This is a genomic window from Plantibacter cousiniae (nom. nud.), from assembly GCF_977070315.1.
In genome coordinates this window covers 18,121-30,360 of sequence record NZ_CDRVEU010000012.1, presented here as the reverse complement: position 1 = coordinate 30,360, position 12,240 = coordinate 18,121, and the positions used below count along the sequence as shown (strand labels likewise).

The following is a 12,240-nucleotide window of genomic DNA, read 5'->3' as shown; positions in this document are numbered from 1 at the left end:
GGCACAGATAGGCCGGCAGGTTCCAACCGTGAACCGCTCGGTCACGGTTTGCCGCAAACCGTCACGTGTGGTTCAAACGTCCATGCGGCGCCTGGCACGTTGCGCCGATCCGTCGCGTACGGCCCAGCGCAGAATGGGCGCAGTACTGTTGACGCCCAGGTGGATCATCCGGCGTTTGAAGGGGCTTTGCGTGATGTCGAGCATGTCACTGGCCCAGTCCGGCAGCAGATCGATACCGGCGCGCATCATCAACACGCCAAACGGCTTGGCCAGCCAGTTGGGGGCAGGCGCGTCAAGCAGCAGGCGCAGCACTTCACGGCTGCGCGCGTCACAGATCAGTTGACCACGAATGTCTGCCAGATAGTCAGCGATGGCCTGATGCGAGCGTGGAACGTTGCGTGCACCGAGTCGCTCGGCAACCAGCGCTGTTTCAGCGTAATACGCGTCCTGATCGGCGAGCGACATATCCGGGTTGAGGTAGCGCAGATGGGCTGCGAGAAAGCTGCTGACTTCAGCCACATGCACCCAGGTCAGCAAATCCGGGTCGCTGGCGGCATACGGCCGGCCATCGGGCGCGGTGCCGACGATGTTAAGGTGAATGTTGCGGACCTTGTCGATCAGCCAGTTGGCATCTCGCGTTGAGCCATAGGTGGTGCCGGACAGAAATTGCCCGGTACGGCGCAGGCGGCCGAGCATGTCCTGACGAAAGTTGGAGTGGTCCCAGATGCCCGCCAGTGCCAGCGGGTGCAAAGCCTGCAGCATCAATGCGCTGATGCCGCCGACCAGCATGCTGGTGAAATCGCCATGCACCTTCCAGCACACCGCCTGAGGGCCAAACAGACCCGGATCGCCCTTGGGGCTTTCCAGATCAAGTTGACCCAGCGCCAGGCCGGTAAGGCTGATGACCTGGGTTTCGATGCGGGTGCGGATGAATTTCATGTCGTGCTCAGGGCATCGGGGAGGGCGTGGATAAAACTGACTGAAGCTCTCATGCCAAGCGCGCAGCGCTCACTGTGATGCACAAGTCCAACTGACTATCGTGTCGACGTTATACACAAATCCAAATGACTATCGTGCCGACGCTCCGCGTCGGCATGCAGTTCTGGACGCTTTGCGTCCTTTTTGTGACGCAGAGCGTCACGAACGGCATTCCCACGCGGAGCGTGGGAACGATGGTCATAACCATGAGAGGGACAAATCAGCCGCGGTGACGGCCGCGGAAGTAGTTGATCAGACCTTGGGTCGATGCATCGTCAGCCGGCTCTTCGGTGCCGCCGGTCAGGCGCTGGTAGACCGCCTTGCCCATTTCCTTGCCCAGCTCCACACCCCATTGGTCAAAGGCGTTGGTGCCCCAGATCACGCTCTGCACGAACACCTTGTGTTCATACATGGCCACCAGCGCGCCAAGACGACGCGGGCTGATGCGCTCGACCACCAGCGTGTTGCTTGGACGGTTGCCGGGGATGACCTTGTGCGGTGCCAGCTTCTGCACCTCTTGCTCGCCCATACCCTTCTCGCGTAGTTCTGCTTCGGCTTCTGCGCGGGTCTTGCCCATCATCAGTGCCTGGCTTTGCGACAGGCAGTTGGCGTACAGCCACTGGTGATGGTCGGCAACCGGGTTGAAGCTGACGATCGGCACAATGAAGTCGGCCGGAATCATCTGCGTGCCCTGGTGCAGCAACTGGTGGTAAGCGTGCTGACCATTGGCGCCCACGCCACCCCAGATCACCGGCCCTGTATCGGTCGACGTCGGCGTACCGTCCTGACGGACGCTCTTGCCGTTGGATTCCATGTCCAGTTGTTGCAAGTGCTTGGTGATGTTACGCAGATAGTGATCGTACGGCAGAATCGCGTGGCTTTGTGCGCCCCAGAAATTGCCGTACCAGACGCCCAGCAAGCCCAGCAACACCGGCATGTTCTGCTCGAACGGCGCGCTCTGGAAATGCTGGTCCATGGTGTAGGCACCGGACAGCAGTTCCTTGAAGTTGGACATGCCGATGGCTAGCGCGATAGGCAGACCGATGGCTGACCACAGCGAATAGCGACCGCCGACCCAGTCCCACATCGGGAAGATGTTTTCTTCACGGATGCCGAAGGCCACGGCCGCCGCGTTGTTGCTGGACACCGCGATGAAGTGGCGATGCAGTTCGACTTCCGAGCCGCCCTGCGCCAGGTACCAGGCACGTGCAGCCTGAGCGTTTTTCAGGGTTTCCAGCGTGTTGAAGGATTTCGACGAGACGATGAACAGCGTGGTCTCGGCACGAATCTTCATCGACAACTCGTGAAACTCGCTGCCGTCGATGTTGGCCAGGTAATGGCAGCGGACACCCTTGTGCGCGTAGGCCACCAGCGCTTCGGAGACCAGCTCCGGGCCGAGGAACGAGCCGCCGATGCCGATGTTCACCACGTCGGTGATCGGTTTTTCGGTGTAACCGCGCCACAGGCCGTCATGGATGCGGCCGACCAGTTCGGTCATCTGATTGAGTACGCGGTGTACGTCCGGCATCACATCGACGCCGTTGACTTTCAACTTGTCGCCGACCGGACGGCGCAGAGCGGTGTGCAGAGCAGGGCGGCCTTCGGATGAGTTGACCAGCTCGCCGTCATACTGAGCCTTGATCGCCTCCTTGAGGCCCACTTCGCCAGCCAGGCTGACCAACAGGTCGCGGGTCTCGGTGGTGATCAGGTTTTTGGAATAATCGAGAAACAGGCCAGCGCTGCTGAGGGTAAATTGGCTGAAGCGCTGCGGGTCGGTGTTGAACGCTTCGCGCATGTTGAAGTTCTGCATGGCCTGGCGGTGTTTGCTCAACGCTTGCCAAGCGGGCAGAGCGGTCACATCGGAAGGAGTGCGGTAGTACGCCATCGCTGCGGGTTTCCTTTAACTGGTTCTGTCTTTGGATATTGTTGGAGCGAGGTCGCAAGCTTTCTCACGGGCTACACATCGCAGACTACCCTTCGCGTACCTGTTTGTCTGCGCCTCGCCTTACATGACCCCGGTACTTTTTCGCACACAGGCAACCGGGGTTTTGTCTCGAATACTGTCGGCTGTGGTTCAGGCAACCTGTACCGGTATGGCATTACCGGTGTGTCTTAGTTCATTGCCTGCGCACATCCTGTCAGCTTCTGGTCAGGTGCAGGTTGTCGATCAAGCGGGTTTTGCCCAGGAATGCCGCTGCGAGGATGACCAGGTTGCGATTCTCGGCAGTCGTCGGACGCAGGCTGGTGGCATCGCGTATCTCCAGATAGTCGATACGAAAACCGGCGGCCTCCAGTTGCTGCCTCTTGCTCGCCAGCAGCGCATCGAAATCCTGCTCGCCGGCCCTGATCGCGTCGGCGGTCTGGCGAATCGCCTGATACAGCGCGGGTGCCGCGGCGCGCTGATCGTCGCTCAGATAACCGTTGCGCGAGGACAGCGCCAGGCCATCGTCGGCACGTACCGTCGGCTCGCCGATGATCTGGATCGGCATGTTCAGATCACGGACCATGGCCCGAATCACGGCCAGTTGCTGGAAGTCTTTTTCACCAAAGATCGCCAGATCAGGCTGCACCATGTTGAACAGCTTGCTGACCACGGTCGCGACACCTTCGAAATGGCCGGGGCGGCTGGCGCCACACAGGCCTTGCGACAGGTGCGGCACGCTGACCAGTGTCTGGTCGGCCATGCCGTGCGGGTACATTTCCTCCACGCTTGGCGTGAACAGGAGGTTGCAGCCGGCCTGCAGGAGTTTTTCCTGATCGGCAGTCAGCGTGCGAGGGTAGGTGGCCAGGTCTTCATTGGGGCCGAACTGCAGCGGATTGACGAAAATGGTAGCGACCACGAAATCGGCACGCTGCGCCGCCTTGGTGACCAGCGCGGCGTGGCCGCTGTGCAGGTTGCCCATCGTTGGGGTCAGCGCGATGCGCTTGCCTTCGCTGCGTGCCCGCGCAACAGCGGCGCGCAGGTCCTGTACGTTTTTTACTGTGTTCATGCCGAGAATCCGTGTTCAGTGGCCGGAAAGCTGACGTCTTTGACTGCGGCCACGTAGGCCCGGATAGCCGACTGGATGTCGGGCTGGCCGGTCATGAAATTTTTCACGAACTTGGGCACGCGCCCGGTGATGGACAGGCCGAGCATGTCGTGCAGCACCAGGACCTGACCGTCGGTGGCACTGCCTGCGCCAATGCCGATGACCGGGACCTTCACTGCCTGGGTGATTTCCTCAGCCAGTTCGCTGGGTACGCACTCCAGCAGGATCATCGCTGCGCCCGCCTGTTCCAGCGCGATTGCATCGGCGCGCATCTGCCTGGCCTGCGCCTCCAGCCGACCCTGAACCTTGTAGCCGCCCAGCACGTTGACGGCCTGTGGGGTCAGGCCCATGTGCGCGCACACCGGAATGCCGCGCTCGGCCAGCAAACGGATCGACTCGGCCAGCCATGCAGCGCCTTCGACCTTGATCATGTGTGCGCCCGCCTGCATCAGCGTTGCGCTGTTGATCAGGGTCTGTTCCAGCGTTGCGTTGGCCATGAACGGCAGGTCGGCGAGAATCATCGCGCCCTGGTTGCCGCGTTTCACACAGGCGACGTGGTACGCCATTTCAGCCGTGGTAACAGGCAGGGTGCTGTCGTGACCCTGCAGGACCATGCCCAGCGAGTCGCCTATCAGCAGCACTTCGACACCCGCCTGGGAGGCCGTGTGGGCGAAAGTTGCGTCGTAGCAGGTCAGCATGGTGATTTTCTCACCCTTCTGCTTCATGGCCAGCAGCGACGTAACGGTTATGTTCGGCATGTAAAGTCCTCCATCAGGCGCTGTGAAGACGGGTGCTCAGCGCGTGAGAGTCATCCTGGAAAAGCAGGCACACCGTCGTATCGCGGTGTTTTGCAAAGGCCTGTTTCGCGCCCGTTCGCCTGTGGTGTGGCGGCGGGAGGCCTATCTTCGTGAGGAGGGGGCGTGAAGTCAATTGAAGGTGTTACCTGTGCGTCCGACCGGTTACACCGGTGCGGTGACAGACAGGCTTCATGCCTCGGCAGGCAGACGCTCAAGACCTGTGAACGGGCATTCATCAAGCAGGCGATTCAGTGGGCGCCCGTCGGCCAGTGTCAGCTCTGGAGCCAGCTCTGCCAGTGGGTACAGCACGAATGCCCTGGCCTGCATGTGGTAATGCGGCACTTTGAGGCGTGGTTCGTCAATCAGACGGTCGCCGAACAGCAGAATATCGAGGTCCAGCGTGCGCGGCCCCCAGCGTTCATGGCGTTCGCGGCCCTGATCCAGCTCAATGGCTTGTAGCGCATCAAGCAGCGTCAGGGGGGGCAGAGCGGTGTCGATTGCCGCGACGGCATTGGTGAAGCGCGGTTGGCCTGGCAGTAGCGAGTCGCTGATATAGAAGGACGACACGCCGCTCAAGTGACAATCGGGCAGCTGCGAAATGGCTTTGAGGGCGCTGCGCAATTGCTCAGCCGTGTCAGCCAGGTTGCTGCCCAGACCGATATACACGCGTTCAGTGGCCAACAGCGGTTCACTCACCGCCTTGCGCCTCGCCCGTGGTGCGCTTGCGTTTGGCGCCGCTGTTACGACGACGCTTGCGCGGGGCTGTGCCCGCCGCTTCAGGCTTGTTGCTCAGGTCGCGAATCATGTCGCGGCGTTCGCTGTCGTTGCATTCCTGATAATCGGTCCACCACTGGCCCAGACCATCGGTCTGCTCGCCCGCTGTTTCACGCAACAGCAGGAAGTCGTAGCCCGCGCGGAACCGCGAGTTGTCGAGCAGCAGGTCGGCGCGTTTGCCCGAACGGCGCGGCAGGCGCTCCTGCATGTCCCAGATCTCGCGGATCGGCAGGGTGAAGCGCTTGGGAATCGCGATGCGCTGGCATTGCTCGATGATCAGTTCGTGAGCGGCTTCCTGCATCGCTGCAATCGGCGGCATGCCACGTTCCTGGGCGCGCAGCACCTTGGCTGGCAGCGCAGGCCAGAGCAGAGCAGCAAACAGAAACGCCGGCGTGACCGGTTTGTTCTGCTTGATGCGCAGGTCGGTATTGATCAGCGCATTGCTGATCAGCGTATGGGTGTAGGTCGGGTTGTATTCCAGGGCCTTGGAGCTGGCCGGGAACAACGGTTCGAACAACTCCAGGTCCACCAGCATTTCAAAGGTGGGGGCAGCGTGCCCGGAGAGGAACAGTTTGAGCACTTCTTCGAACAGGCGGGCCGACGGAATGTCACGCAGCATCGGCGCCAGTGCGCGGATCGGTTGAGCGCTGTGCTTCTCGATGCCGAAGTCCAGCTTGGCCGCGAAGCGCACGGCACGCAGCATGCGCACCGGGTCTTCTTTATAACGCTGCTCCGGATCGCCGATCAGGCGGATCAGGCGATTGCGGATGTCATGCACGCCGTTGGCGTAATCCAGAACGCGCTCGCTGACCGGATCGTAGTAAAGCGCGTTGATCGTGAAGTCGCGACGCTGGGCGTCTTCTTCGAGCGTGCCGTATACGTTGTCACGCAGGATGCGTCCGCTTTCATTGCGCGAGGACTGGTTGCTGTCCTCTTCTTCGTCATCCTGAGGATGATTGGCGCGGAATGTCGCCACTTCGATGATCTCGCGACCGAAGTGGATGTGCACCAGCTTGAACCGACGACCGATGATCCGCGCGTTGCGGAATTCGGCACGCACCTGTTCGGGCGTGGCGCTGGTGGCGACGTCGAAATCCTTGGGCGTGATGTTGAGCATCATGTCGCGTACGCAGCCACCGACCAGATAGGCCTGGTAGCCGGCATTCTGCAGGCGCTCGACGATATTCACGGCATAGCGACTGAACTGACTGCGTTGCAGCGAATGTTGGCTGCTGTTGAGCACTTCAGGCGTGGTGCGCGTGTGTTGCTGCGGTTTGCGCAGTGGGGAACGAAATGACTGGAACAACTTCTTCAGCATGGGATGCACTGTTTGAAGGAATATTCGGCCAAAAACGTGGAATGACCGCATGATGGGCGGGGATTCTAGCATTTAGTCGAGTGATGGTGTAGGAAGCTGTCGCGGAAGGGTAAGCGATGGCGCGGATCAAGGCGGGGAAGCTACTGGGGGAGCCGAAGCTCCCCCAAAGTGTGTGCTCTTTATTATTGTTTTCTGCCTGGGCTTCTTGTTTTTGTTGAGTGCCCATTCACGAGACTTGCGTCTGTGAAACCTCCCAATCGGGAGTCAAGAGCAAACGGATTGCTTTGGTCGCTGCGTTGCAATGATCATTCGATCCAACCAGTTCAGGCGCTACCTAAGGGTAGTTTTTGTTGTTCTCGGCCTGGTTGCGGGGCAAGCCCCCAATACAACTCCTCTCCAAAAGAATCAGTTAGCTGCGCCTCCGCCGTGTTGTTCTTGTTATGCGTGAGTCGATTCGTATTGTTTTTATTATGGGTGTCGTACGGCTTGTTGTTCTTCTCGTACCAAGCATATAGCAGAAGCTGTGCCAACTTTGACCAGGCCCCGTAAACCGGGCCTTTGCGGTCGAAAGGCCGTTCGAGTGCGCACAAAAAAGCCGGGCCTGCGTTACCGTAAGACCCGGCTTTTGTTACGTGAAGCGCGTGAGGTAACAGTTTGTCCCCGCCCTGCGCACCGCGTGCCAGAGCCTTGGGCTGATTTTATGTCTCGTTGGCGACGCCCTTGCGACGCGGGATACCCAGACGCTGACGGCGCTCCCACAGACATTTGCGACTGACACCCAGTTTGCGCGCCAGCTCGGTCTCAGTCATATGGTCCTGATGCTCCAGAACGAAGTGCTGAAAATAGTCTTCGAGCGACAGGTCTTCGGCGGGCTCGTTGCCCGTCGAGCCAGAAGAGCCCGGCAACGGCGCCATGCCCATGTATTCGTCGTCATCCAGCCCGTCGAGCTCAATGTCGATACCCAGCAGGTCAGCGGTGATTTCCGGGTTCTCGCACAGAATCACCGAGCGTTCCACGGCGTTTTCCAGCTCGCGTACGTTGCCCGGCCAACTGTAATGGCGGATAGCCTGTTCCGCGTCATGTGCAAATTTGAGGTCGTCGCGCCCGACCTTGCTGCTCTGGCGAGCCAGGAACGCACGGGCGATTTCCAGGATGTCGCTGCCACGTTCCCGCAGCGCCGGGAGTTTCAGGGCGATGACGTGCAAGCGATAGAACAGGTCTTCACGAAACTCGCCATTTTTGGCCAGCGTTTTCAGGTCCCTGTGGGTCGCGGCAATCAGGCGTACGTCGACCTTTTGCGATTGCACCGAGCCGACGCGACGGATTTCGCCCTCTTGCAATACGCGCAGCAGGCGAGCCTGGGCTTCCAGCGGCAGTTCGCCGATTTCATCGAGAAACAGCGTGCCACCGTCAGCGGCCTCAACCAGACCTGCACGGCCTGCGCTGGCTCCGGTGAACGCGCCTTTCTCGTGACCGAACAGTTCGGACTCGATCAGCGATTCGGGAATGGCCGCACAGTTGACGGAAATCATCGGCGCCTTGGCGCGGCGTGAGAGATTGTGCAGGGCGCGGGCGACCAGTTCCTTACCAGTGCCTGATTCCCCTTGAATCAGAACATTGGAATCAGTCGGGGCGACTTTGCGGATCTTGCTGTAGAGATCGAGCATGGGCGGGCATGAGCCGATGATGCCGATCTCGCCATTATGGTTCTGTGCCGGGCCTTTTTCAGCGCTGCTGGTTTTGGCGGTGGCGTTGCGCTCGTCCTGAAGGTGCTTGACCGTCTGTCGATCACGCAGGATCCGCGAGACTGCCTGGAGCATTTCATCGTGATCGAAGGGTTTGGCGATGTAGTCCACCGCGCCCATCTTCATCGAGTCGACCGCCGAGCGCAGGCTCGCATAACTGGTCATGATCAGCACCGGTTTGCCTTCGCCGAGCTTGATCAGCTCGGTGCCGGGCGCGCCAGGCAGGCGCAGGTCGCTGACGATCAGATCGAACGACGGGATGCTGAAGCGTTCCTGAGCCTCTTGAACGGAGCCGGCTTCACTGACTTCATACTGGTTGCGTTCAAGCAGGCGACGCAGGGCTGAGCGGATAATCGTTTCGTCTTCGACGATCAAAATATGCGGCATTGATTCAGTTCTCTCGACGGTCTCAGTTCGCGGTGGACGTCGCGTCGACATGGCGTGGCAAGGTCACCCTGATTCGGGTTCCACGCTGCTGCTCGGGATCGGCCGGGCTGTCGATAGTGATTTGTCCATAATGCTCTTCAACGATGGAATAGACCAGCGCCAGGCCAAGTCCGGTTCCCTCGCCAGGGTCCTTGGTGGTGAAGAACGGCTCGAACAATCGGTCCATGATTGCCTTTGAAATCCCACTGCCTTCGTCTTCGACGATCAAGTCCACAGTGTGCTCGGATACTTCGCTTCTGACCCTGACTGCACTGCCTGCCGGGGAGGCATCGCGGGCATTGGAGAGCAGATTGATCAACACCTGCGCCAGCCGCTGCGGATCGCCGACAGCCCAGTGCTCAGGGTTGCACAGGTTGTAGAACTGTACTTCGAAATTACGCCGGTTCAGCGCCAGCAGACCAATAGCATCCTGAGCCACCACGGCCAGACAAACGGCTTCGTCGCTATGTTGATGGGCGCCCGCGTGGGCAAAGCTCATCAATGACTGGACGATGCGCGATACGCGCTTGGTCTGTTCGAGGATCTGGCTGCTGATTTCCTTGAGCTCGCCGTCCTCTTCGCGTTCTTCGCGCAGGTTCTGGGCGAGACAGGCAATACCGGTGATCGGATTGCCGATTTCGTGCGCCACACCGGCGGCCAGTCGGCCAATACTTGCCAGACGTTCCGAGTGCACCAGCTTGTCTTCGAGCATTTGCGTGTCGGTCAGGTCTTCGACCAGCACCACGAGGCCGCTGTTGCCCGGCGCCAGGGGCTCGTTAATGGCTGCCTTGTGCAGATTGAGCCAACGGGTCTGGCCGTCCAGACCGAGCTTCTGCTTGTGCAAATGCTCATCGGGCAGGCTGGTAAAACCGGTCAGCAGGCCCTTCCACGGCTCGGCAATGGTTTCCAGTCGCGAACCGACCACGCGCTGGGCGACGATTCCGGTCAGTTCTTCCATGGCCCTGTTCCACATCAGGATCTCCTGATCTTCGGCCAGCGAGCAGACGCCCATCGGCAGTTCCTGAAGGGTCTGGCGGTGGTAGCGGCGCAAGGCATCGAGTTCGGCGGCAAGGCCGGTGAGGCGCGAGTGGTAGTCCTCAAGCCGGCTCTCAATGAAATGTATGTCTTCGGTGACGTATTTTTCGCTGCCCGATTTGTACGGCAGAAAGGTTTCCACCATGTCCTGCGCTACGCTGGGGCCCATCAGCCCGGACAGGTTGGCTTCGATGCGGTCGCGCAGGCGGCGCAGGGCATAGGGGCGGCGCTCGTCGAACGGCAGGTAGAGATCGCGCAGTGCTTGCTCGACCTCCTTCTGCGCGGCTTTCGCGCCCAGCGGCTTGGCCAGTTGGGTGGCGAACTCCTGCGGCGAGATGGCATGCAGTTCACGGCGTTGCGGGCGGCGTACGTTATCGACCGCGCAGGCCTCGGCAGCCCCGGCTTCTTCAGGGCTGGCATTGGTGAACAGCGAGATCAGGGTGAACAGCAAGACGTTGGCGGCCAGCGAGGCGATGGCTGCCATGTGCCAACTGGTGTCGTCCAGCACATAGATCATGTTCAGCCAGGGAATATAGAAGCCCTGCAGGTTGCCGATCAGCGGCAACAGCATGCTGACCGCCCAGACCGAAATGCCGGCCAGCAGCCCGGCGATGAAGCCGCGCCGGTTGGCGGTCGGCCAGTACAGTACCGACAGCACACCCGGCAGGAATTGCAGGGTCGCAACGAAGGCGACGATGCCCAGATTGGCCAGATCCTGCTGCGCGCCGAGCATCAGATAGAAGCCGTAACCCAAGGCGATGATCGCCACGATCAGTCCGCGTCGCGTCCACTTCAGCCAGCGGTAGATATTGCCCTCGGCGGGTGGCTGATACAGCGGCAGCACCAGGTGATTGAGTGCCATGCCGGACAACGCCAGCGTGGTGACGATGATCAGCCCGCTGGCCGCCGACAGCCCGCCTATATACGCGAGCAGGGCCAGAGACTTGCTGTTGGCGGCGATCCCGATGCCGAGCGTGAAGTATTCCGGGCTGGTGGTGGCGCCGAGCTTGAGGCCTGCCCAGAGGATCAGCGGTACTGCGAGGCTGATCAACAGCAGAAACAGCGGCAGACCCCAACTGGCGCTGACCAGCGAGCGCGGGTTGAGGTTTTCCGTGAAGGTCATGTGGTACATGTGCGGCATGACGATGGCCGAGGCGAAGAACACCAGCAGCAGCGTGCGCCACGGGCCTTCCTGCAAAGGCGTGTGCAGCGAGGCGAGGGCGGTCTGGTTCTGCAGCAGCCACAGTTCCAGTTGTTGCGGGCCGTCGAACACGCCATACAAGGCATACAGCCCAACGCCGCCCAGGGCGATCAGCTTGATCAGCGATTCAAAGGCGATGGCGAACACCAGGCCCTCGTGTTTCTCGCGCGTGGCGATGTGCCGTGAGCCAAAGAAAATCGTGAACAGGGTGATCAGTGCGCAGAACGCCACTGCGACCCGGTCCTGCACCGGCTCGCGGGTCAGAATGCCGATGGAGTCGGCGACCGCCTGAATCTGCAAGGCCAGCAGTGGCAGCACGCCGATCAGCATGAATACGGTGGTCAGCGCGCCGGCCCAGGTGCTGCGAAAACGAAAGGCGAACAGATCGGCCAGTGATGACAGCTGGTAGGTGCGGGTAATTCTGAGGATCGGGTAAAGCAACACCGGCGCGAGGAGGAAGGCCCCGGACACCCCCAGATAACTGGACAGAAAGCCGTAGCCATACTGATAGGCCAGACCAACCGTGCCATAAAACGCCCAGGCGCTTGCGTAGACACCCAGTGACAGGGTGTAGGTCAGCGGGTGACGAATGATCCAGCGCGGAATCAGACCGTGTTCGCTGACCCAGGCCACACCGAACAGCACCAGCAGGTAGGCGGCGCTGACCAGCAGCATCTGCGTCAGACTAAAGCTCATCGGCATCTCGCTGGCTCTGCAGAATGAACGTCACCACAATCAGGATCAGCCACAGCATGTAGGGCCTATACCAGGCACCGGTGGCATCGATCCACCAGTCCATGATGGCTGGAGAGAACAGATAAATGCCGACCACCAGAAGCAAAACCAACCGGTATATGTACATCTGGTCTCCCTGCGCTGGTAGATGAGGAGCGGCATGTTAACGGATGCCGGATAACCTGCAAGTATCCTTGCGTCG

The 12,240-nt window shown here is 60.5% G+C and carries 9 protein-coding genes; all 9 read right to left on the bottom strand.

The window, feature by feature from the left end; genetic code table 11:
• Positions 1-72: 72 nt before the first annotated feature.
• The 9 genes from ACW55A_RS21135 to ACW55A_RS21095 all read right to left on the bottom strand — a co-directional run bounded on the left by ACW55A_RS21135 (position 73) and on the right by ACW55A_RS21095 (position 12,165).
• Entirely contained in the window at positions 73-939 is an 867-nt protein-coding gene (locus tag ACW55A_RS21135; protein WP_455809573.1) for an oxygenase MpaB family protein, read from the bottom strand.
• Between the two features lie 259 nt (positions 940-1,198).
• Entirely contained in the window at positions 1,199-2,863 is a 1,665-nt protein-coding gene (pgi, locus tag ACW55A_RS21130; protein ID WP_498811572.1) for a glucose-6-phosphate isomerase, read from the bottom strand.
• 253 nt (positions 2,864-3,116) lie between these two features.
• Complete coding sequence (gene panC / locus ACW55A_RS21125) at positions 3,117-3,968, bottom strand: pantoate--beta-alanine ligase (protein WP_455809572.1); 852 nt, start codon at positions 3,966-3,968, stop codon at positions 3,117-3,119.
• A complete protein-coding gene (gene panB, locus ACW55A_RS21120) occupies positions 3,965-4,765 on the bottom strand; it encodes a 3-methyl-2-oxobutanoate hydroxymethyltransferase (protein ID WP_455809571.1) in 801 nt (266 codons plus the stop codon). The genes panC and panB overlap by 4 nt, the downstream gene beginning before the upstream one ends.
• 228 nt (positions 4,766-4,993) lie before the next feature.
• Positions 4,994-5,500, bottom strand: coding sequence for a 2-amino-4-hydroxy-6-hydroxymethyldihydropteridine diphosphokinase (gene folK, locus ACW55A_RS21115; protein ID WP_498811571.1), 507 nt, complete (start codon positions 5,498-5,500; stop codon positions 4,994-4,996).
• Entirely contained in the window at positions 5,493-6,896 is a 1,404-nt protein-coding gene (locus tag ACW55A_RS21110; RefSeq protein ID WP_455809570.1) for a polynucleotide adenylyltransferase PcnB, read from the bottom strand. Before ACW55A_RS21110 ends, folK begins: the two co-directional genes overlap by 8 nt.
• A 698-nt stretch (positions 6,897-7,594) precedes the next feature.
• Positions 7,595-9,028 (bottom strand): sigma-54-dependent transcriptional regulator, encoded by a 1,434-nt coding sequence (locus tag ACW55A_RS21105; protein ID WP_003430684.1) that lies wholly within the window; start codon positions 9,026-9,028, stop codon positions 7,595-7,597.
• A 22-nt stretch (positions 9,029-9,050) separates the two neighbouring features.
• Positions 9,051-11,999, bottom strand: coding sequence for a sensor histidine kinase (locus tag ACW55A_RS21100; RefSeq protein WP_032609075.1), 2,949 nt, complete (start codon positions 11,997-11,999; stop codon positions 9,051-9,053).
• Entirely contained in the window at positions 11,989-12,165 is a 177-nt protein-coding gene (locus ACW55A_RS21095) for a hypothetical protein (RefSeq protein ID WP_002552060.1), read from the bottom strand. The genes ACW55A_RS21100 and ACW55A_RS21095 overlap by 11 nt, the downstream gene beginning before the upstream one ends.
• Between the last annotated feature and the right edge of the window lie 75 nt (positions 12,166-12,240).

Coding starts and splice junctions, on each gene's coding strand:
- ACW55A_RS21135 (WP_455809573.1), bottom strand. CDS start 939: ATGAAATTCATCCGCACCCGCATCGAAACCCAGGTCATCAGCCTTACC.
- pgi (WP_498811572.1), bottom strand. CDS start 2,863: ATGGCGTACTACCGCACTCCTTCCGATGTGACCGCTCTGCCCGCTTGG.
- panC (WP_455809572.1), bottom strand. CDS start 3,968: ATGAACACAGTAAAAAACGTACAGGACCTGCGCGCCGCTGTTGCGCGG.
- panB (WP_455809571.1), bottom strand. CDS start 4,765: ATGCCGAACATAACCGTTACGTCGCTGCTGGCCATGAAGCAGAAGGGT.
- ACW55A_RS21110 (WP_455809570.1), bottom strand. CDS start 6,896: ATGCTGAAGAAGTTGTTCCAGTCATTTCGTTCCCCACTGCGCAAACCG.
- ACW55A_RS21105 (WP_003430684.1), bottom strand. CDS start 9,028: ATGCCGCATATTTTGATCGTCGAAGACGAAACGATTATCCGCTCAGCC.
- ACW55A_RS21100 (WP_032609075.1), bottom strand. CDS start 11,999: ATGAGCTTTAGTCTGACGCAGATGCTGCTGGTCAGCGCCGCCTACCTG.
- ACW55A_RS21095 (WP_002552060.1), bottom strand. CDS start 12,165: ATGTACATATACCGGTTGGTTTTGCTTCTGGTGGTCGGCATTTATCTG.